16 protein-coding genes and 1 rRNA gene are annotated in these 21,284 nt (G+C 63.1%); 13 read left to right on the top strand and 4 right to left on the bottom strand.

Annotated elements, in window-relative coordinates:
* Window positions 1–170 precede the first annotated feature (170 nt).
* The 7 genes from rrf (at window position 171) to AD664_RS07830 (ending at window position 12,158) form a co-directional block, all read left to right on the top strand.
* A 5S ribosomal RNA gene (gene rrf / locus AD664_RS07860) occupies window positions 171–286 on the top strand.
* A gap of 154 nt (window positions 287–440) precedes the next feature.
* A complete protein-coding gene (gene recC / locus AD664_RS07855; protein WP_053145727.1) occupies window positions 441–3,893 on the top strand; it encodes an exodeoxyribonuclease V subunit gamma in 3,453 nt (1,150 codons plus the stop codon).
* Window positions 3,890–7,579, top strand: a complete 3,690-nt coding sequence (gene recB / locus AD664_RS07850; RefSeq protein ID WP_053145725.1) for an exodeoxyribonuclease V subunit beta — start codon at window positions 3,890–3,892, stop codon at window positions 7,577–7,579. The genes recC and recB overlap by 4 nt, the downstream gene beginning before the upstream one ends.
* A complete protein-coding gene (gene recD / locus AD664_RS07845; RefSeq protein WP_053145723.1) occupies window positions 7,576–9,675 on the top strand; it encodes an exodeoxyribonuclease V subunit alpha in 2,100 nt (699 codons plus the stop codon). The genes recB and recD overlap by 4 nt, the downstream gene beginning before the upstream one ends.
* A gap of 135 nt (window positions 9,676–9,810) precedes the next feature.
* On the top strand, window positions 9,811–10,386 hold the full coding sequence (locus tag AD664_RS07840) for a YfiR family protein (protein WP_053145721.1): 576 nt from the start codon (window positions 9,811–9,813) through the stop codon (window positions 10,384–10,386).
* Window positions 10,383–11,651, top strand: coding sequence for a diguanylate cyclase domain-containing protein (locus AD664_RS07835; protein WP_047738444.1), 1,269 nt, complete (start codon window positions 10,383–10,385; stop codon window positions 11,649–11,651). The genes AD664_RS07840 and AD664_RS07835 overlap by 4 nt, the downstream gene beginning before the upstream one ends.
* A 3-nt stretch (window positions 11,652–11,654) precedes the next feature.
* On the top strand, window positions 11,655–12,158 hold the full coding sequence (locus tag AD664_RS07830; RefSeq protein WP_053145719.1) for an OmpA family protein: 504 nt from the start codon (window positions 11,655–11,657) through the stop codon (window positions 12,156–12,158).
* On the opposite strand, the gene AD664_RS07825 is transcribed toward AD664_RS07830, so the two are convergent.
* Window positions 12,155–13,102, bottom strand: coding sequence for a LysR family transcriptional regulator (locus AD664_RS07825; protein WP_053145717.1), 948 nt, complete (start codon window positions 13,100–13,102; stop codon window positions 12,155–12,157). The genes AD664_RS07830 and AD664_RS07825 overlap by 4 nt on opposite strands.
* Before the next feature lie 138 nt (window positions 13,103–13,240).
* Here AD664_RS07825 and AD664_RS07820 point away from each other — a divergent pair, with 138 nt between their 5' ends.
* Window positions 13,241–14,767: a CoA-acylating methylmalonate-semialdehyde dehydrogenase gene (locus tag AD664_RS07820; RefSeq protein WP_053145715.1), complete on the top strand. Its 1,527-nt coding sequence runs from the start codon at window positions 13,241–13,243 to the stop codon at window positions 14,765–14,767.
* 10 nt (window positions 14,768–14,777) lie between these two features.
* The gene (gene mmsB / locus AD664_RS07815; RefSeq protein ID WP_053145713.1) at window positions 14,778–15,665 is read left to right on the top strand and encodes a 3-hydroxyisobutyrate dehydrogenase; all 888 of its coding nucleotides are present in this window, start codon (window positions 14,778–14,780) and stop codon (window positions 15,663–15,665) included.
* 190 nt (window positions 15,666–15,855) lie between these two features.
* Here the strand turns inward: mmsB and AD664_RS07810 are convergent, their stop codons facing one another.
* Window positions 15,856–16,200: a cupin domain-containing protein gene (locus tag AD664_RS07810; RefSeq protein WP_003177747.1), complete on the bottom strand. Its 345-nt coding sequence runs from the start codon at window positions 16,198–16,200 to the stop codon at window positions 15,856–15,858.
* 98 nt (window positions 16,201–16,298) lie between these two features.
* Window positions 16,299–17,180, bottom strand: coding sequence for a LysR family transcriptional regulator (locus AD664_RS07805; protein WP_053145711.1), 882 nt, complete (start codon window positions 17,178–17,180; stop codon window positions 16,299–16,301).
* 127 nt (window positions 17,181–17,307) lie between these two features.
* Here AD664_RS07805 and AD664_RS07800 point away from each other — a divergent pair, with 127 nt between their 5' ends.
* Window positions 17,308–18,072, top strand: a complete 765-nt coding sequence (locus tag AD664_RS07800) for a sulfite exporter TauE/SafE family protein (protein ID WP_053145709.1) — start codon at window positions 17,308–17,310, stop codon at window positions 18,070–18,072.
* Here the strand turns inward: AD664_RS07800 and AD664_RS07795 are convergent.
* Window positions 18,062–18,376: a putative quinol monooxygenase gene (locus AD664_RS07795; protein ID WP_042732451.1), complete on the bottom strand. Its 315-nt coding sequence runs from the start codon at window positions 18,374–18,376 to the stop codon at window positions 18,062–18,064. The genes AD664_RS07800 and AD664_RS07795 overlap by 11 nt on opposite strands.
* Window positions 18,377–18,575: 199 nt before the next feature.
* On the opposite strand from AD664_RS07795, the gene AD664_RS07790 reads away from it, so the two are divergent.
* From AD664_RS07790 to AD664_RS07780, 3 genes are all read left to right on the top strand, one after another.
* Window positions 18,576–19,166 (top strand): NAD(P)H-dependent oxidoreductase, encoded by a 591-nt coding sequence (locus AD664_RS07790; RefSeq protein ID WP_042732452.1) that lies wholly within the window; start codon window positions 18,576–18,578, stop codon window positions 19,164–19,166.
* Window positions 19,167–19,268: 102 nt separating this feature from the next.
* Window positions 19,269–20,186: a LysR family transcriptional regulator gene (locus AD664_RS07785; RefSeq protein ID WP_053145707.1), complete on the top strand. Its 918-nt coding sequence runs from the start codon at window positions 19,269–19,271 to the stop codon at window positions 20,184–20,186.
* Between the two features lie 96 nt (window positions 20,187–20,282).
* Window positions 20,283–21,176 (top strand): NAD-dependent epimerase/dehydratase family protein, encoded by an 894-nt coding sequence (locus AD664_RS07780; protein ID WP_053145706.1) that lies wholly within the window; start codon window positions 20,283–20,285, stop codon window positions 21,174–21,176.
* The last annotated feature ends 108 nt before the right edge of the window (window positions 21,177–21,284 follow it).

Genomic DNA, 21,284 nt, shown 5'->3' with positions numbered 1-21,284 from the left:
AACCTGTACTAATTGCCCGTGAGGCTTGACCATATAACACCCAAGCAATTTGCGCTTAGAAAGCCAGATTGCGGTGTGGTGAAGACGAAACGAACCGAAAGTTTGCGGCTCACACCCGATCACATACCCGATTTGCTGGAACGCTGAAAAGCGCGCTGGCTCAAGAATTTCTTGACGACCATAGAGCATTGGAACCACCTGATCCCATCCCGAACTCAGAAGTGAAACGATGCATCGCCGATGGTAGTGTGGGGTTTCCCCATGTGAGAGTAGGTCATCGTCAAGATTAAATTCCGAAACCCCAACTGCGAAAGCAGTTGGGGTTTTGTTTTGCCCGCAGGAAAACTCTGACAACAAGCTCGGAAAGCGGGCGGCTGTCACAGCCCCCCGACAGTGCTAAGGTTCTGCCCTAGCTTTTTGCCTTTTCAAGGAAGCCTTTCATGCCGGACGCAACGTCCCTCAGTCCAGCGTTCATGGTGGTTCACGGGAATCGCCTGGATGAATTGCGCAGCCTGGTGATCAGCCTGATGCGGCGTTATCCGCTGGCTCCACTTGAAAATGAAATAGCCCTGGTACAGAGCAACGGCATTGCCCAATGGCTCAAGCTGGCACTGGCTGAGGACCCGGAGGACGACGATACGGGTGGTTGCGGTATCGCCGCTGCCATTGATGTGCAACTGCCCGGCAGCTTCATGTGGCAGCTCTATCGAACCGTCCTGGGGCGTGACGAGATTCCGGCCAAATCCCTGCTCGACAAGTCACCGTTAACCTGGCGCCTGATGCGCTTGTTGCCGCAATTGATCGAACAACCCCATTTCGAACCGTTGCGACGTTTCCTTACCCACGACACCGATCTGCGCAAGCGCTATCAATTGTCCGAACGCCTTGCCGACCTGTTCGACCAATACCAGGTATACCGCGCCGACTGGCTGGAAGACTGGGCTGACGGTCGACACCAGACGCGAAACGTGCGAGGGGAAATCAAACCCCTTGCACCGGAAAATTGCTGGCAGGCCGAACTGTGGCGGGCCTTGTTGGTAGACGTGGGGGAGGCCGGTATGGCGCAGAGCCGGGCCGGCGTTCACCAGCGCTACATTGAACGCATCAACAGCCTGGAGACGGCGCCCCACGGTCTGCCGGCGCGGGTCATCGTCTTCGGCATTTCGTCGTTGCCCGCCCAGGCGCTCGAGGCGCTCGCCGGGCTTTCCCGGTTCAGCCAGGTCTTGCTGTGTGTCCACAACCCGTGCCGCCACCACTGGGCGGACATCGTGGCCGACAAGGACCTGCTGCGGCATCAATACAAGCGTCAGGCCCGCAAGAGCGGCATGCCCGTCGCCCTCGATCCGCAAACCTTGCATCAGCACGCCCACCCGCTCCTGGCTGCCTGGGGCAAGCAGGGGCGTGACTATATCAACCTGCTCGACAGCTACGACGATCCCAACAGCTATCGCTCGGTATTTCGCGACGGGCGTATCGACCTGTTCAGTGAAGCGAATCCCACGACGCTGCTTGGCCAGTTGCAGGATGACATCCTCGAGCTGCGCCCCCTCAACGAAACCCGCGAACACTGGCCGGCTGTCGATACGACGCAAGATGCTTCGATCCGCTTTCATGTTGCCCACAGTGCCCAGCGCGAAGTCGAGATTCTCCATGATCAGTTGCTGGCTCATTTCAGCGCGGATCCGACCCTGCGTCCCCGGGACATCATCGTCATGGTTCCTGACATCGACAGCTACGCGCCGCACATTCGCGCGGTGTTCGGCCAACTGGACCGAACGGATCCTCGCTTCATTCCCTTCACGCTGACGGATCAGGGGCAGCGCGGACGCGATCCGCTGCTGATCGCCGTGGAACATTTGCTCAAGCTGCCTGACAGTCGTTTTCCCGTCAGCGAAATCCTCGATTTGCTCGACGTCCCGGCTTTGCGTGAACGGTTCGGTATCGATGAGGCCGACCTGCCGACGTTGCACCTTTGGATCGAAGGGGCCGGTATTCGCTGGGGGATGAACGCCGAGCATCGCGCCGGGTTGGGTTTGCCAGCAGAGCTTGAGCAGAATAGCTGGCGATTCGGGCTGCGCCGGATGTTGCTGGGGTACGCCGTCGGTCGCTCGGATGCTTACGAAGGCATCGAGCCCTACGATGAGATTGGCGGCCTGGACGCAGCCTTGATCGGTCCGCTTGTGGCTTTACTGGACGCACTGGAGGTCGCTCATCAGGCACTCACCCAGCCGGCGTCTCCACAGGAATGGGGAGCGCGCCTGCACGATCTCCTGCAGCTGTTTTTCCAGGCGAGCAACGAACATGACGACTACCTGCTGGCCCAACTCGAAGACTTGCGTGAAACCTGGCTGGAAACCTGTGAGTCGGTTGGCCTGCTGGACGAAATGCCGCTGACGGTCGTACGTGAAGCCTGGCTGGCCGGGCTGGATCAAGGCCGACTGTCCCAACGCTTTCTGGCCGGCGCGGTCAATTTCTGTACCTTGATGCCGATGCGGGCGATTCCCTTCAAGCTGGTGTGCCTGTTGGGCATGAACGATGGTGACTACCCGCGCGCCCAGCCCCCCTTGGATTTCGATCTCATGGGCAGCGACTATCGCCCCGGCGATCGCTCCCGACGTGAGGATGATCGTTACCTGCTGCTGGAGGCGCTGCTTTCGGCTCGGGAAAAACTGTACATCAGCTGGGTGGGCCGCAGCATCCGTGACAACAGCGAGCGCCCCGCCTCGGTACTGATCGGCCAGTTGCGTGATCATCTGGCCAGCGGGTGGCGATTGGCCGATGGCCGTGAGGCGCTTCTTGATGCGCTGACGCAGGAACACCCTCTGCAACCGTTCAGTGCGCGATATTTTCATCGTGGTGATGCGCTGTTCAGCTATGCCAGCGAATGGCGAATGCTTCACGATGCCCCGGACCACACCGGCAAGCCCCAGGTGTTGGAGCCCTACATCCAGGAAGAGCCCTTGGGCCTCGGCCAACTGCAGGATTTCCTGCGCAATCCGGTCCGGCATTTCTTCAGCCAGCGGCTGAAAGTATTCTTCGAGGCCATCGAAGCCCCCCTGGCCGACGACGAACCCTTCGTGCTCGACGCCCTGCAACGCTACAGCCTGAGCGACAGCTTGCTGGAGGCCGCGCTGATGCGCCTGGACCAACCGGATCTTGCCCTGAGCGCTCACGCCAGGCGTCTTCAGAACAGCGGCCTGTTGCCGATGGCCGGCTTCGGTGAGTGCATGCAGCGCGAGTTGATCGAGCCCTTGCCGGACCTGCTCCAGCGTTACCAACAACTCCTGGCGCTATGGCCCACGCCGCTGACCAGCGCCGTGCAGGTCAGTGTGCAGTCGCAAGGTGTGAGCGTCGAAGGGTGGCTCAGCGGCCTGCATCAGCGAGGCGACGGCGCGGTCCTCGCGATCACGGCGATACCCAACGGCATTGGCGCCTCCAAGACGCGTAAATGGCATCGCCTGATACGTCCGTGGGTCAACCATCTTGTGGCCTGTGCCAATGGCCTGTCGCTGACGACAGCGTTGGTGGCCAGTGATGACAGCTTGTTGCTGGATCCTTTCGAGGCGCCTGTGGCGCAACGGCTGTTGGGCGACCTGTTGCAAGCCTGGCAGGCCGGTATGCGCCAGCCGCTGCCCATTGCAGTGAAGACGGCCTTTGCCTGGCTTGGCCAGAGCGAGGTGCCCAAGGCTGAAGCGGCTGCGCGAAAAGCCTATGAAGGCGACGGGCAGACCTCTGAAGGCGAGCGACGGGAAAGCCCAGCCCTGGCTCGCCAGTTCCCGGACTTTGATGCGCTGATGGCCGACGAAACCTTTCCCGATTGGTGCGACGCGCTTTACCTGCCATTGCTCCAGGCGCCATGGGTTTCATCGGCCGGCGAGCAGGTGCGTCCATGAGTCGGCAAACACCGCTGGCCCTGGCGTTTCCGCTACGTGGCAGCCAACTGATCGAAGCCAGCGCCGGTACCGGCAAGACCTTTACCATCTCGGCGCTGTACCTGCGCCTGGTGCTCGGGCACGGTGGCCCTGCCTGCGGGTTCGGCCGCGAGCTGCTTCCGCCGCAGATCCTGGTGGTGACCTTTACCGACGCGGCCACCAAGGAGTTGCGCGAACGGATCCGTACCCGTCTTGCCGAAGCGGCGCGTTTCTTTCGTGACGAAATTTCCGCGCCGGACACGTTGATCGCCGAACTGCGCGATGAGTTCGACGCCGGGCAATGGCCGGGCTGCGCGAACCGGTTGGACATTGCCGCGCAGTGGATGGATGAAGCGGCCGTCTCGACTATCCATAGTTGGTGCCAGCGGATGTTGCGAGAGCATGCGTTCGACAGTGGCAGTCTATTTACCCAGACCCTGGAAACCGATCACAGCGAATTGCTCGGCGAGGTGCTGCGCGATTATTGGCGGTTGTTCTGCTACTCGATGCAGGGCGATGCATTGAATTGGGTGCGTAGCCACTGGGGAAGCCCGGCTGCGCTGCTGCCACGTGTGCGAGGGTTGTTTTCCAGCGAACGGGATAACGGTGATGGGACCGAACCGGCCGAACTCATCGCCGCGTCCTTGCAGGAGCGCAGTGCCGCCTTGCTTGATCTCAAGGCGCCCTGGCGTCAATGGGCCGTGGAGTTGCTACAGATCTGCCAGCAGGGCGTCGCCAGCAAGAGCGTCGATGGGCGCAAGATGCAGGCGCGTTATTTCGAACCATGGTTTCAGAAGATCACGGCCTGGGTCGACGACGAAAGCCTCGAGCTGTTGGACATTGGCAGTGGCTTCACCCGGCTGACGCCCGAGGGGATGGCTGAAGCCTGGAAGGGCGAAGTGCCCAGCCACCCCGGACTGGATGCCATGGCCGGCCTCAAAGCCAGTCTCGACGCATTGCCCACACCCGATGCCGCCGTGCTGCAACATGCTGCGCAATGGGTCGGTGCGCGCTTCGAGTCCGAGAAGCGTCGTCGGGCAGAGATGGGCTTCGACGACATGCTGCTGCGTCTCGATGCAGCGTTGCAGGCCGACGGCGGTGAGCGCCTGGCGAGTCTGATTCGCGAGCAGTTTCCGGTGGCGCTGATCGACGAATTCCAAGACACCGATCCGGTTCAGTACCGGATCTTCGAGAGCATCTATCGCATCGAAGAGAACAACCCTGAAACCGGGCTGTTCCTGATCGGCGATCCGAAACAGGCGATCTATGCCTTTCGCGGGGCCGACATCTACACCTACCTGCGTGCTCGCGAGGCCACCGCTGGCCGGTTGCATACGTTGGGCACGAACTTCCGCTCCAGTCATGCCATGGTGGGCGCGGTCAACCACATTTTCCTGAATGCCGAAGCTCGGCGGGAGGGCCGCGGGGCTTTTCTGTTTCGTGAGCGCTCGGGCGAGAACCCGGTACCATTCCTGGCCGTCGAGTCCCAGGGCCGCAAGGAGTCCTTGCAGATCGCCGGACACACTGTCGCCGCCTTGAACGTCTGGCAGTTGCCTTCGGATCAACCGGTTTCCGGTGCGGTGTACCGGCAGCACATGGCGGCTGCCTGCGCCAGCCAGATCACCGCGTTGCTCAACGGCGGCCAGGCGGGGCGCGACGGCTTCAAGGGCGATGACGAGACCCTTCGCGGATTGCGCCCGGCGGACATCGCCATCCTGGTGCGCGACGGCAAGGAAGCACAGGCCGTGCGAGACCAGTTGTCCGCCCGGGGTGTGCGCAGTGTCTATCTGTCGGACAAGGACTCGGTCTTCGCTTCGCAGGAAGCACGGGACCTGCTGACCTGGCTCAGGGCCTGCGCCGAGCCGGATGTGGAACGACCGCTGCGGGCAGCGCTGGCCAGCATCACGTTGAACCTGCCGTTGACCGAACTGGAGCGCCTCAACCAGGACGAGTTGGCCTGGGAAGCCCGGGTCATGCAATTCCGTGGCTATCGCACCGTCTGGCGTACCCAGGGTGTACTGCCGATGTTGCGGCGCCTGCTGCATGATTTTGAGTTGCCCCAGGCGCTGATGGCGCGCAGCGATGGGGAGCGAGTGCTGACGAACCTGTTGCATCTGAGCGAGCTGTTGCAGCAGGCGGCTGGCGAACTGGATGGCGAACAGGCCCTGATCCGGCATTTATCCGAACACCTGGCGTTGTCCGGGCAGGCCGGGGAAGAACAGATCCTGCGGCTGGAAAGCGATGAACAACTGGTCAAGGTGGTCACGATCCACAAGTCCAAGGGCCTCGAATATCCGTTGGTCTTCCTGCCTTTCATCTGCTCGACGAAACCGGTGGATGGCAGTCGATTGCCGTTGCATTACCACGACGAGGCCGGCAGGGAGCAGATCAGTCTCCAGCCTACGGCCGAGTTGATTGCCAAGGCCGATGACGAGCGGTTGGCCGAGGACCTGCGGCTTCTCTACGTCGCGCTCACGCGGGCGCAACATGCCTGCTGGCTGGGCGTCGCCGATCTCAAGCGGGGCAGCAACAGCCGCTCGATCCTGCACCTCTCTGCGCTGGGCTATCTGTTGGGCGGTGGCAGCCCGCTGGCCGAATCGGTCGGGTTGAGGCGCTGGCTGGAGGACCTGCAACAAGGCAGCGATGCAGTCAGTTGCCAGGAAATGCCCCAGGCCACCGACGAGCGCTATCACCCGCCCCGCAACGAGGCGGTGTTGCTCGAACCCCTGGTGCCCGTGCGCAAAGCCAGCGAGCATTGGTGGATCGCCTCCTACAGCGCGTTGCGCATTGGCGAAGTGATGAGCGAAGGCAGCGATGCCGCGCCAGAAAATCCGCAGGCCCAGAAACTGTTCGACGATGAGCGTCTGGACCCGCAAGCCCCCAGAGAGGCCAACGCCGTGGGCGGCGATATCCACCGCTTTCCTCGGGGTCCCAACCCGGGCACTTTCCTTCACGGCCTGCTGGAGTGGGTGGCCGGAGAGGGCTTTTCTCCTGCGCCTGCGGTTATCGAGGATGCGGTGGCCCGACGCTGCAATCGTCGAGGCTGGAAGAGCTGGATCGCCACGCTGGGCGATTGGCTGCAACACGTGGTCAAGACGCCTTTGCCTGTCGGCGACGGCCAGGCGCCGGTGGTGCTCGAACACTTGGCCCAGTTCCAGGTGGAGATGGAGTTCTGGTTCGCCAGCCACAAGGTCGATGTGCAAAAGCTCGACCAGTTGGTCTGCCGATTCACCCATGGCGGCGTCGCTCGCGTCGCGGCGGAACCGGTGTTGCTCAACGGCATGTTCAAGGGCTTCATCGATTTGACGTTCGAGCACGGTGGTCGGTATTACGTGGCCGATTACAAGTCCAACTGGCTGGGGGGCGATGACACGGCCTACACCGCACAGGCCATGGAGCAATCGATCCTGGATAACCGCTATGACCTGCAATACGTGCTGTACCTGTTGGCCCTGCACCGACAGCTCAAGGCGCGGTTGCCCGACTATGACTATGACCGGCACGTCGGTGGCGCGCTGTACCTTTTCCTACGCGGGACCCGCTCGGCCAGCCGTGGCGTGTATTTCACCAGGCCGCCACGGGCCTTGATCGAACAACTCGACCGCCTGTTCCAGGGCGCCCCCGAACCCAAGGCCGAGCCCGCGTGGGTACAGGGAGAATTGCTATGAACCGTTCCTTTGCCGACCTGCTACCCACGCCGGCCGACGACGAGCGCCTGGTCGACCTGGCCCCTTTGAGCCGGGCTGATGATCTGCTGTTGCTGCTGACGCGCTGGGTCGAGCGAGGCTGGTTGCGCGCCCTGGACAAGGCCTTCGTCGCGTTCCTCCATGAATTGGCGCCGGATGACGATCCGCTGGTCCTGCTCGCCGCCGCCCTCACCAGTCATCAATTGGGCCACGGGCACGTTTGCCTGGACCTGTTTGAAACCCTCAAGGAACCGGACTTCGCACTGTCGCTGCCTCCCGAGGGCGATGCGCAGGCCGGGGCCATGCTGCTGCCCTCGCAGCTACTGCGCACGCTGGACGGTGCTCATTGGTGCAAGGTGTTGGCGGCCAGCCGACTGGTTGCCCTGGCGGTCGCTGAGCATGAAGAAGCCCGGCAACGGCCGTTGGTGTTGTCCGGCAAACGGCTTTACCTGCGCCGCTACTGGAGCTACGAGCGCCGTATCGACGAGGCATTGCGGCAACGGCTCGCTGAGCAGGAAGCCGCGCCCGACGACCTGCGCGAGCGTCTGGACGGGCTGTTTGGGCCGGCCCATGCGGCGGGCCCGATCGATTGGCAGAAACTGGCCTGTGCCCTGGCGACCCGCGGTGCCTTCAGCATCGTGACGGGAGGGCCCGGCACGGGCAAGACCACCACGGTCGTGCGCTTGCTGGCCTTGTTGCAGGCACCGGCCGTCGAGGCGGGGAAGCCGCTGCGGATCCGCCTGGCCGCCCCGACCGGCAAGGCCGCGGCACGCCTGACCGAGTCCATCAGCCAGCAGGTCCGCACCCTGGACGTGGCTGACGCGGTACGCGAGCGCATTCCCTGCGATGTGACCACGGTCCACCGTTTGCTGGGCAGCCGTCCCGGCACCCGGCATTTCCGTCACCATGGCGGTAACCGGCTGCCGCTGGACCTGCTGGTGGTCGATGAAGCATCCATGATCGACCTGGAGATGATGGCCAACTTGCTGGATGCGCTGCCGCCCCATGCGCGATTGGTGTTGCTGGGGGACAAGGATCAGTTGGCCTCGGTTGAAGCAGGGGCCGTGCTGGGGGATCTGTGCCGGGACGCCGAGGACGGCTGGTACAGCCCCCGGACCCGCGCCTGGCTTGAATCGGTCAGCGGCGAAAATCTTGCGGCCAGCGACTTGCAGCAGGACCTGGACGGTTCTCATCCCCTGGCGCAGCAAGTGGTCATGCTCAGGCATTCACGGCGTTTCGGCGAAGGCAGCGGGATCGGCCAGATGGCTCGCCAGGTCAATCAGCAGCAGCCTGAAAAAGCTCGTCAGTCATTGGTGGGCGGCCAGTATGCCGACCTGTTTTCCCTGGCGTTGACGGGTGAGCACGATGGCAAGCTCGAGCGTCTGGCGCTCGAAGGCCATGCCGGCGGGCCACAGGGCTATCGGCATTACCTGAACGTGTTGCGCGAGCGTCGCCCGGCCCCGGATCGCCCGCTTGCGGACAGTTGCTGGGCCGATTGGGCCCGGGACGTCCTGTCGGCGTTCGACGCCTTCCAGTTGCTCTGCGCCGTGCGCAAGGGCCCATGGGGCGTCGACGGCTTGAACCAGCGGGTCACCGCCGCGTTGCTCAAGGCTCGCCTGATCGAGAGCGATCACCAGTGGTATGAAGGACGCCCGGTGTTGATGACCCGCAATGACTATGGCTTGGGGTTGATGAACGGTGATATCGGAATCGCCCTCAAATTGCCCGAGCGTGCCGGGCCCGATGCCGGCAAGCAGGTCTTGCGGGTGGCCTTCCTGCGCAACGACGGCGAGGGGGGCGTGCGCTTCGTGTTGCCCAGTCGCCTGAACGATGTGGAAACCGTATACGCCATGACCGTACACAAGTCACAGGGCTCGGAGTTCACCCACACCGCGCTGATCCTCCCGGATGCGCTGAACCCGGTCTTGACCAAGGAACTGGTGTACACCGCCATTACCCGGGCCAAGCAGTGGTTCAGCCTGATCGAACCGCGTGCGGGGGTATTCGAGGAGGCGGTGCGACGCAAGGTCAAGCGTTTGAGTGGTTTGATGCTGGAACTGGAGCGAGAGACGGACTGATCTGCTTTCAGTGTGCAAGGGATCTGACGTTGTTTTGACGCTTTTGTGTCGCAAGTCACTGTAGAACGGCTTCTCGCTGGGTTTTTGGCACTGTGCTATCGTTCCGACATTTACTGTATCGGATAGAGACTTGCCATGGTTTTGGCTGTTCGGGAGGCAATGCGCTACGGAAGCTGGAGGCATTACGTGCTCGCCAGCCTCCTGTGCCTGTTGCCGCCTGTCGTGATGGCCGAGGAACAAGTGTCGCCGAGCAAGGCCGAGCTGCGGGCCGAATCCGTGACGCAGGTGGTCCTTGGCATCCTCAGCTACGCCCGTTGGCCTGTGGAGCCCACGCAATTGGCGTTGTGCATCGTCGGGCCGACTCAGTACACCGACGACCTGATCAACGGCACTACCCAGGCCACCGGCCGGCCAGTGATCGTGCAGCGCTTGCTGGCCGACAGCCCTCGCATCGCCACCGATTGCAACGCCCTCTACATCGGTCAGCTGACCGACGATGAGCGCTCGCGGCTGTTCGCCTCGTTGATCGATAAACCCGTGCTGAGCATCAGCGAAGGCGGTGACCAGTGCACGGTTGGTAGCCTGTTCTGCCTGAGGGTCGGCGATGATCAAGTCTCGTTCGAGGTCAATCTCGACTCGGTGGCGCGCAGCGGCGTGCGCATCCATCCGAGTGTCCTGCAGTTGTCCCGCCGCCGGCCGGCAAGCCCATGAGTCCGGCCCCGACACGCATCCGCCCGACCCTTGGCTCGGTCATCGGTCGCGGTCATTTGATCGTCGCGCTGGTGGCCGTGGCCATGGCCAGCGTCTCCCTGACACTGCTTGGGGTGCTTGCGCTGCGGGTCTACGCCGATCACAACCTGCACCTGATCGCCCGCTCGATCAACTACACCGTGGAGGCGGCGGTGGTGTTCGATGACTCGGCCGCGGCCACCGAGGCGCTGGCGCTGATTGCCACCACCGAAGAAGTGGCCGAAGCCCAGGTCTTCAATGAGCACGGTCGCCTGCTGGCGCGCTGGCAACGACCGGACACCGGATTGTTGTCTGAACTGGAAATGCACATCGCCAAGGCGTTTCTTGAAAAACCCATCAGCCTGCCGATCGTCCATCAGGGGCAGAACATCGGCAGGATCCAGTTGGCGGGGCATGGTGGCAGCCTGTTGCGTTTTTTGCTCAGCGGCCTGGCGGGAATTATCGTCTGTACGGCGGTGAGTGCCGGGGTGGCGCTGTACCTGGCGCGGCGCCAGTTGCGGGCGATCACCGGGCCCCTGCGCAGTCTCGCCGAAGTGGCGCACGCGGCGCGCAGCGAGCGGGCCATGGACCGACGTGTGCCGCCGGCCGCCATCGCCGAGCTGGACAACCTGGGCAACGACTTCAATGCGTTGCTCGACGAGTTGGAGTCCTGGCAGACCCATCTGCAAAGCGAGAACGAAACCCTGGCCCACCAGGCCAGCCACGACAGCCTGACCGGGTTGCCCAACCGGGCGTTCTTCGAAGGCCGGCTGATCCGCGCCTTGCGCAACGCCAGCAAACTCGACGAGCAGTTGGCGGTGCTGTACCTGGACAGCGACCGGTTCAAGGGCATCAATGACAATTTCGGCCACGCCGCCGGTGACGCGGTGCTGACGGCGGTGGCGACCCGCGTTCGGGCGCAGTTGCGTGAGGATGACCTGGTGGCGCGCCTGGGCGGCGACGAATTCGCCGTGTTGCTGGCGCCCCTGCACGACGCCGAGGACGCCGAGCGAATTGCCGAAAAGATCATCGCCTGCATGGAACTGCCGATTCAATTACCCGGAGATGCGTCGGTCCTGACCTCCCTCAGTGTCGGCATTGCCGTTTACCCCGATCATGGCGCCACCCCCGGCGCACTGCTTCATGCCGCCGATGCGGCGATGTACCAGGCCAAACGCCTCGCCCGAGGTGGGCAACACATGGCGGGGGCGGAGCACCCTGTCACTGACTTTCAAACCAGGAGCTGATTCGTGCGTGTACTTTTTCAACTTCCCTTGCGGCGGTTCGCCGCGTTCGTGTTGATCGCCGTCCTGGCCCTGACCGGCTGCCAGACCGCACCGCAGAAAGGCTTGAGCCCGGCCCAGGTTGCCGTCCTCAAGCAACAGGGGTTCGAACTGACTGACGAAGGCTGGGCCTTTGGCCTGTCGGGCAAGGTGCTGTTCGGCAGCGACGTGGAAAAGCTCAACCCGGCCAGCACCGAAATCGTCGAGCGCATCGGCAAGGCACTGTTGGGCGCCGGTATTGCGCGGGTACGGGTGGATGGCCATACCGATGCATCGGGCTCGCAAGCCTACAACGAACAACTGTCGAAGCGCCGGGCCAGCAGCGTCGGCACGGTGCTGGCCAGTGTCGGCATGCGCGAGGAAAACATCCAACTGCGCGGCCTCGGCAGCAGCAAGCCGGTCGCCTCCAACGACACGGCCAGCGGGCGCACCGAGAACCGTCGCGTCGCCATCGTGGTCATCGCCGATTAATCGGCGAACACCATCTCCCGGTTCTCGCCCATCAACAACGCCTGATTGCGCTCCGTCACCTCGCGGATGTAATCCCACAACAACGTGATCCGCTTGAGCTTGCGCAGATCCTCCCGGCAGTACATCCAGAACTGCCGGGTGACGGTGATCTCGTCCGGCAGCACCGGCAAAAGGCGCGAGTCCTGGGCGGCGAGGAAGCACGGCAGGATCGCCAGTGAACGGCCTTGTTGCGCGGCCACGAACTGGGCGATCACGCTGGTGCTGCGCAGGTGGGCGTTGGCGCCGGGGAGTACGTTCGCCAGGTAGAGCAGTTCGGAGCTGAAGGCCAGGTCATCCACGTAGCTGATGAACGAATGCCTGCTCAAGTCGGCCGGGCGCTGGATGGGCGGGTGGTTGTCGAGGTAGGGCTGGGTGGCATAGAGCTGGAGCCGGTAGTCGCAGAGTTTGCAGCACACATACGGGCCGTGTTCCGGGCGTTCGAGGGCGATGACGATGTCGGCTTCGCGCTTGGAGAGGCTGATGAAGTGCGGCAGCGGCAGGATGTCCACCGAGATGGCCGGGTAGGCGTCGACAAAATGGCTCAGTTGCGGGGTGATGAAGAAACTGCCGAAACCTTCGGTGCAGCCCATGCGCACGTGGCCGGACAGCGCGACGCCAGAGCCGGACACCTGCTCGCACGCCATGTGCAGGGTGCTTTCGATCGATTCGGCGTAACCCAGCAGGCGCTGGCCTTCGGCGGTCAGGACAAAACCGTTGGTCCGGGATTTCTCGAACAGCAGCGTGCCTAAAGATGCCTCCAGCGAACTGATGCGTCGCGACACCGTGGTGTAGTCGACGGCCAGGCGCTTGGCTGCGGTGCTGGCCTTGCGGGTGCGGGCCACTTCGAGGAAAAACTTGAGGTCGTCCCAGTTCAGCGAGCCCAGGGAGGTGAGGTTTTTTTGCATGATGGACCGGTTTTTATGTGCGTTCTTATTAGAAGTTTGCACATCTATACTCCAAAAACCGTCTTATCACCAAGGTGTCTGTACGCCCTGGTTCCTGCTGAAGCAGCACTCTCTATAAGAACAATCCCGGAGGCCAGCATGAATGTTTCCCTCACCCCCAGCGACACCACCCTGCAAACCGTCAAACTGCTGATCGATGGCGAGTGGGTTGAATCCCAGTCCAGCGAATGGCACGACATCGTCAACCCGGCCACCCAGCAGGTGCTGGCGAAAGTCCCCTTTGCCACGGCGGCGGAAGTCGATGCCGCCATCGCCGCTGCCCAGCGTGCGTTCCAGACCTGGAAGCTGACGCCCATCGGGGCACGCATGCGCATCATGCTCAAGCTCCAGGCGTTGATCCGCGAACACTCCAAGCGCATCGCCGCCGTGCTCAGCGCCGAGCAGGGCAAGACCATCGCTGACGCCGAGGGTGACATTTTCCGTGGCCTGGAAGTGGTCGAGCACGCTTGTTCCATCGGCACCCTGCAAATGGGCGAGTTCGCCGAGAACGTCGCCGGTGGCGTCGACACCTACACCCTGCGCCAACCGATCGGGGTGTGCGCGGGCATTACGCCGTTCAACTTCCCGGCGATGATCCCGCTGTGGATGTTTCCGATGGCCATCGCCTGCGGCAACACCTTCGTGCTCAAACCTTCGGAACAGGATCCGCTGTCGACCATGCTGCTGGTGGAGCTGGCGATCGAGGCCGGTGTGCCGGCGGGCGTGCTCAATGTGGTGCACGGCGGCAAGGACGTGGTGGATGCGCTCTGCACCCACCGGGACATCAAGGCGGTGTCCTTCGTCGGCTCGACTGCGGTCGGCACCCATGTGTATGACCTGGCGGGCCGCCACGGCAAGCGCGTGCAGTCGATGATGGGCGCCAAGAACCACGCGGTGGTGCTGCCGGACGCCAACCGCGAGCAAACCCTCAATGCCCTGGTCGGCGCCGGTTTCGGCGCGGCGGGCCAGCGCTGCATGGCCACCTCGGTGGTGGTGATGGTGGGCGCGGCCAGGCAGTGGTTGCCGGAGTTGAAGGCACTGGCGCAAAAACTCAAGGTCAACGCCGGCAGTGAGCCGGGCACGGACGTGGGGCCGGTGATTTCCAAGCGTGCCAAGGCGCGGATCCTCGAGTTGATCGAGAGCGGCGTACAGCAAGGGGCGAAGCTGGAACTCGACGGTCGTGACATCCGCGTGCCGGGGTTCGAGCAGGGCAACTTCGTCGGGCCGACCCTGTTTTCCGGGGTGACCACCGACATGCGCATCTACACCGAGGAAATCTTCGGGCCGGTGCTGGTGGTGCTGGAAGTCGACACCCTCGACCAGGCGATTGCCCTGGTCAACGCCAACCCGTTTGGCAATGGCACGGGCCTGTTCACCCAGAGCGGCGCGGCGGCCCGCAAGTTCCAGAGTGAGATCGACGTCGGCCAGGTGGGGATCAACATTCCGATCCCGGTGCCGGTGCCGTTCTTCAGCTTCACCGGTTCGCGGGGTTCGAAACTCGGCGACCTCGGCCCGTACGGCAAACAAGTGGTGCAGTTCTACACTCAGACCAAGACCGTTACCGCGCGCTGGTTCGATGATGACAGCGTCAATGACGGCGTGAACACCACCATCAACCTGCGTTAAGGAGCCGGACATGAACATCGCATTTATCGGCCTTGGCAACATGGGCGCCCCGATGGCGCGCAACCTGCTCAAGGCCGGCCATTCGTTGAACCTGTTCGACCTGAACCAGACGGTATTGGCCGAGCTGGCGTCGTTGGGCGGCACGATCAGCGCCTCGCCACGCGATGCGGCCCAAGGGGCTGGACTGGTGATCACCATGTTGCCGGCCGCGGCCCATGTGCGCAGTGTCTGGCTGGGTGAAGACGGCGTGCTCGCGGGGATCGCCGCCGGTACGCCCGCAGTGGATTGCAGCACCATCGATCCACAGACCGCCCGCGAGGTCGCCGCCGCTGCCGCCAAGCAGGGCGTGGCGATGGCCGACGCACCGGTCTCGGGCGGCACCGGTGGCGCGGCGGCCGGCACGCTGACGTTCATGGTGGGCGCGAGCACAGAACTGTTCGCGACCCTGCAACCGGTGCTGGCGCAGATGGGCCGCAACATCGTGCATTGCGGTGACGTCGGCACGGGGCAGATCGCCAAGATCTGCAACAACCTGCTGCTGGGGATTTCCATGGTGGGCGTCAGCGAAGCCATGGCCCTGGGCGACGCCTTGGGCATCGACACCCAGGTGCTGGCCGGCATCATCAACAGTTCGACGGGCCGTTGCTGGAGCTCGGACACCTACAACCCCTGGCCGGGCGTGATCGAAACCGCACCGGCGTCCCGGGGTTATACCGGTGGTTTTGGCGCCGACCTGATGCTCAAGGACCTGGGCCTGGCCACCGAGGCCGCGCGACAAGCCCATCAGCCGGTGGTGCTGGGGGCGGTGGCGCAGCAGTTGTACCAGGCGATGAGCCAGCGGGGCGAAGGCGGCAAGGATTTTTCAGCGATCGTTAACAGCTATCGCAAGCCGCAGTAACGCTGTCACGACAGTTAGAGACGTCTTTCGTGGCGAGGGAGCTTGCTCCCGCTCGGTTGCACAGCAACCGCTTAAAGCAGAGGGCCGCTGCGCTGCCCAGCGGGAGCAAGCTCCCTCGCCACGGGGAAAGGTGTGTAGGCAGTCAGTACTTTGCGAGGGACCACGTCGGGTGGTCCCTCGCTTTTTTGCTTCAGGCAAAGACGAAGTATTTGCGCACGGTCTCGACCACTTCCCAGGTGCCTTTCATGCCGGGCTCGACCACAAAGATGTCACCGGCACGCAGGTGGATCGGCGCCATGCCGTCGGGGGTGATGACGCAGTAGCCTTCCTGGAAATGGCAGTATTCCCACTTCACATAATCCACCCGCCATTTGCCGGGGGTGCAGATCCAGGTGCCCATGATCTTGCTGCCGTCTTCGCTGGTGTAGGCGTTGAGGTTGACGGTGTGCGGGTCGCCTTCGAGTTTTTCCCATTTGCAGGCGTCGAGTACGGGCAGCGGATGGGTGTCGCGCAGGACGGTGATGGGTGCGGTCATGTGAGCTCCGAAAAGGGGCGGAAGAGAACCGGCACCCTAACGCGCGGCATGAATGCAAAGATGCCTGTGTTCGACACCGGGTTGTCCAGAACCGCGCTTCAACCTGCCAGATGCCGCGCCAGGGCCCTGGCATAGGCGGGCAAAGCGTCGAAGTCGCGGGCACACAGCAACAGCGCCCGGTGCGCCCAGGCCTCTTGCAGCGGCAGGCATTGATACGAAGGCTCGGGTGGGCGCCGGTCGATGGCCGCCTTCGGCACGATGGCAATGCCTGCACCGTGGGCCACCATACGAATCATTCCGTCGAAACCATCGACGCGAATGCGCACTTGCATGCGTGAGCCGATGTGCAGGGCCTGCTCTTCCAGGTGGATCGCCAGGGCGCTGGATGCGTTCAGGCCGACATAATCGTGGCTGAGTGTCTCGCTGAAACGCACGGCGCGACCGTCAGCCAGGGGGTGTCCGGTCGGTAGGATCAATACCAACGGATCGTCCCGAAAAGGCCAGGTCTGAAGGCCATCGGTGTCCACTGCGTCGGAAACGATCCCGAGGTCTACCGCGCCTTGGCGCAGCGCATGGGTGATCCGTGAGCTGGGCAATTCCTGCAGGTCAATGTCGAGGTTGAGATGGGCCTGGAGAAAATCGGCCAACAGCTCGGGCAGGTATTCGGTCATGGCGCTGGTGTTGCACAGCAACCGCACCCGGCCTTTGACGCCCTTGGCGTATTCGGCCAGGTCCTGTTGCAGGCGTTCGGCCTGTTGCAGCAAGACTCGGGCATGCTGGGCCAGGGCGTTGCCTGCGGGTGTTGGCTTCACGCCGCGCCGGCCGCGTTCGAGCAGGTCGATGCCCAGGGACGCCTCCATGGCACGGACGCGAGCACTGGCCGCTGCCAGGGACAAATGGCTGCGGGCGGCACCGGCGGTGATGTTGCCGGTGTCGAGGGTGTTCAGGTAGAGGCGCAGGTCGGTGAGGTCGAAGTGCATGGAAGGGGGCCTGTCTCAAATTCTGCGGTGTTGGGTATGCCACAAAGTTTCAGCCTCTTGCGGGAAGAGAGGCTGCCTCAGTATATGGCAGATTTAAAACCTGTCCTCCAGGGCCCACCATGGCCCCATGAACACACTCATCGCTTTCTACCAGAACCTTGGTCCGGCCCTTTCTTTATTGGTCATGGTCACCTTCTTGCTGGCTGGCACCCTCAAGGGTGTCATCGGCCTCGGCTTGCCGACCCTTTCCATGGGTTTGCTCGGGCTGGCTATGGCGCCGACGCAGGCTGCGGCGCTGCTGGTCATTCCGGCGACCCTGACCAACGTGTGGCAACTGGCCTTTGGTGGGCACCTGCGAGCGTTGATTCGGCGATTGTGGCCGTTGCTCCTGGCGATAGGCCTGGGCACCGGGCTCGGCACGCTGTGGATCGGCATGACGGGCGGGGCGTGGGTCGTGCGTGCCTTGGGCGGGGCCTTGTTGCTGTATGCGCTGGCCGGGCTGTTGCTGCCGACGCTGCGGGTGGGGGCTGGTGTCGAGCCGTGGCTCGGCCCGCTGTGCGGAATGATTACCGGCGTCATCACCAGCGCCACCGGGGTGTTCGTGATTCCGGCGGTGCCTTACCTGCAAGCCCTGGGCTTGGACAAGGATGAGCTGGTGCAGGCCATGGGCCTGTCGTTCACGGTCTCGACCCTGGCCCTGGCCGCCGGCCTGTTCTGGCGCGACGCCCTGGGCGTGGGTGAGATGAGCGCTTCATTGCTGGCGTTGTTGCCGGCGCTGCTGGGCATGTGGCTGGGGCAATGGTTGCGCCAGCGGATCAACGCCGTGTTGTTCAAGCGTGTGTTCTTCGTGGGCCTCGGGGTGCTCGGCGGCCATCTGCTGATCAGCGGCTAGCCGAGGATGGGCTGAGCATGTCGATGCGACGGATCTCGAAGTCGCGCTCCAGGTAATCCATGCGCTGCGCGAAGAATTGCTGCATGTGCGGCAGGTTCGAGTGCACGTCCAGGTGTGCCTGGGAGGCCCACACCTCGTAGAAGATAAACAGCGTGGGATCCTGCTGGTCCCGCAGCATGTGGTATTCGATACAGCCGGGTTCGGCGCGGCTCGGTTCGACATAGGCGCGAAACAGTGCTTCGAAGGCGTCGGCTTTTTCCGGGCGGGTCTTGGCGTGAAGGATGAAAGCGTGTTGCTCGCTCATCGCGTGGCTCCTGGAATGAATTTCGGTGCAGGAGTCTAAGGCAACAATCCGTGGTTGATTCGTGCGTTTGCGTCAAATCAGTTTTGCCGGTGCGGGGCTTATTCCGCGCGAGATGCCTCGGTAGTCTGCCGCCATCATTTTCAACCTTTTCCTTCGGCAGCCTTCGAGGCGGTGCCGTGGAAACCGAATGAGGCGCTCCATGAAAAAAGTCCTGTTGCTCAACGGCGGCAAACAATTCGCCCACTCCGATGGTCGCTACAACGCCACCCTTCACGACACGGCGCTCAGCGTGCTGGACCGTGGCGGCCTGGATGTGAAGACCACGTTCATCGACGGCGGCTACGACATCCAGGAAGAGGTGGCCAAATTCCTGTGGGCCGACGTGATCATCTACCAGATGCCCGGCTGGTGGATGGGCGCGCCGTGGACCGTGAAAAAATACATCGACGAAGTCTTCACCGAGGGCCATGGCAGCCTTTATGCCAGCGACGGTCGAACCCGCTCCGACGCCTCTCAGAAGTACGGCAGCGGTGGCCTGATACAAGGCAAACAATACCTGTTGTCCCTGACCTGGAACGCCCCGCAACAGGCCTTCGACGACCCCACCGACTTCTTCGAGGCCAAAGGTGTGGACGCGGTGTATTTCCCCTTCCACAAGGCCAATCAGTTCCTCGGCATGACCGCGCTGCCGACGTTCCTGTGCGTGGACGTGATGAAGCGCCCGAACATCGAGGCGGATGTGGCGCGGTATGAGCAGCATCTGGTTGAGGTGTTCGGTCTGAAGGCTTGACCTTCCTTTCCCAACGCATCCCGTTACTATCCTGTGGCAATGGATCTATCCGTGGCGAGGGGATAGATCCTCGCCACAACAGCTCAGTCGACAGGGGGATACGTGAAAGCCAGATCCGACGAACTGCAGGTCTTCGTCTGCGTCATCGAGTGCGGGTCGATTTCCGCCGCCGCCGAGCAGGTCGGGCAAACGCCGTCGGCGGTCAGCCGCACGTTGTCGCGCCTGGAAGCCAAGCTCGAAACCACGCTGATCAACCGCACCACGCGGCGCATGGACCTGACGGAGGAGGGCAAGTATTTCTTCGAGCAGGCCAAGGGCATCCTCGACCAGATGGACGAACTGGAAGAGCGTCTGTCGTCGCGCCAGAAAAACCCCGCCGGGCGCTTGCGGATCAACGCCGCGTCGCCGTTCATGCTCCACGCCATCGTTCCTCACATCGAAGAGTTCCGCGGCCTCTACCCGGACATCCAGCTTGAACTCAACAGCAATGACCTGATCATCGATTTGCTGGAGCAAAGCACTGACGTCGCCATTCGCATCGGCACCCTCACCGACTCGACGCTGCACGCCCGCTCGCTGGGTTGCAGCCCGTTGCACATCCTGGCAAGCCCGGCTTACCTGAAGCGACGCGGCACTCCCGCCAGCGTCGCTGAACTGGCGGAGCATGCGTTGCTGGGGTTTGCCCAGAACGAAGGGCTCAACCAGTGGCCGTTGCGCCATGTGCACGGCGACCGCTGGCCGATCCAGCCGCTCATCAGCGCTTCCAGTGGCGAGACGGTGCGGCACCTGGCGCTGCAAGGCCAGGGCATTGCCTGCCTGTCGGACTTCATGACCCGTGACGACATCCGTACCGGCCGGTTGAAGGTGCTGCTGGCGGAGGCCAACAGCGGATACCGCCAGCCGATTCATGCGGTGTACTACCGCAACTCCCAACTGGCGTTGCGGATCCAGTGCTTTCTCGATTTCATCCAAGGCAAGCTCGCCGACTACGCCTCGCGGGAATTCAAGGGCGATTCGTGACTCCAGGACAAGAGTGATTTGGGCAAGGCAGTCTGTTTCCCCCGGCAGCCGTCCTCGATACTCGTCCCATCACTTATCTGGCCAAGGAGTTTGACCATGAACGTATTCATCACCGGCGCCGCCGGTTTCATCGGCGGTTCCATCGCCACCGGTTTGGTTCGCGCCGGGCATCGAGTCACCGGGCTGGTGCGCAACGCCGAGCAGGCGAGCGAACTGACTGCGCTGGGTATCGAGCCGGTGATCGGCACCCTTGACGACAGCGCGCTGCTGGCCGAGCAGGCCCGGGCCGCCGATGCGGTGATCAACGCCGCCAGCAGTGACCACCGCGGGGCGGTCGAAGCCTTGATCGACGGGCTCAAGGGCTCGAACAAGGTGCTGCTGCACACCAGCGGTTCGAGCATTGTCGGCGACGCTTCGGGCGGGCATCACAGCGATGAGATCTACCAGGAAAACCACTTGCCGCAGCCCACTGCCGACAAGGCCGCGCGTGTCGCGATCGATACGCTGGTGCTGGACGCCGCCAGGCAGGGCGTGAACTCGGCGGTGATCTGCAACACTCTGATCTACGGCCACAGCCTGGGCGTCAAGCGTGACAGCGTGCAATTGCCACGCTTGCTCAAGCAAGCGCACAAGAGCGGGGTGGTACGGCATGTCGGGCCGGGGCAGAACATCTGGTCCAACGTGCACATCGAAGACGTGGTCCAGTTGTACACACTGGCCCTGAGCCGCAATGTGCCGGGCACGTTCTACTTCGTCGAAAGCGGCGAGGCCTCGTTCATCGACATGACCACCGCCATGGCCCAGGCCCTTGGCCTCGGGCAGCCACAGGACTGGCCATTGGCCGAGGCCGAGGCCGAATGGGGCTACGAAATGGCCAACTACGGCCTGGGCTCCAACAGCCGCGTGCGTGGCCGCAATGCTCGTGCACTGCTGGGCTGGGTGCCGAAGCGGACGTCGGTGGTGGAGTGGATACGCAACGAGATGGTCTGAAAGATCCCCCGCTTGTGGGGGCGAGCTTGCTCGCGAAGCGGTGTGCCGGTCGACATCGAGGTTGGCTGGGTCGGCGGCTTCGCGAGCAAGCTCGCTCCCACGAGGGTT

The sequence above is a fragment of the Pseudomonas sp. P97.38 genome, assembly GCF_001269745.1.
GTDB lineage: Bacteria > Pseudomonadota > Gammaproteobacteria > Pseudomonadales > Pseudomonadaceae > Aquipseudomonas > Aquipseudomonas chlororaphis_E.
This window is presented reverse-complemented; position numbering and strand designations above follow the sequence as displayed.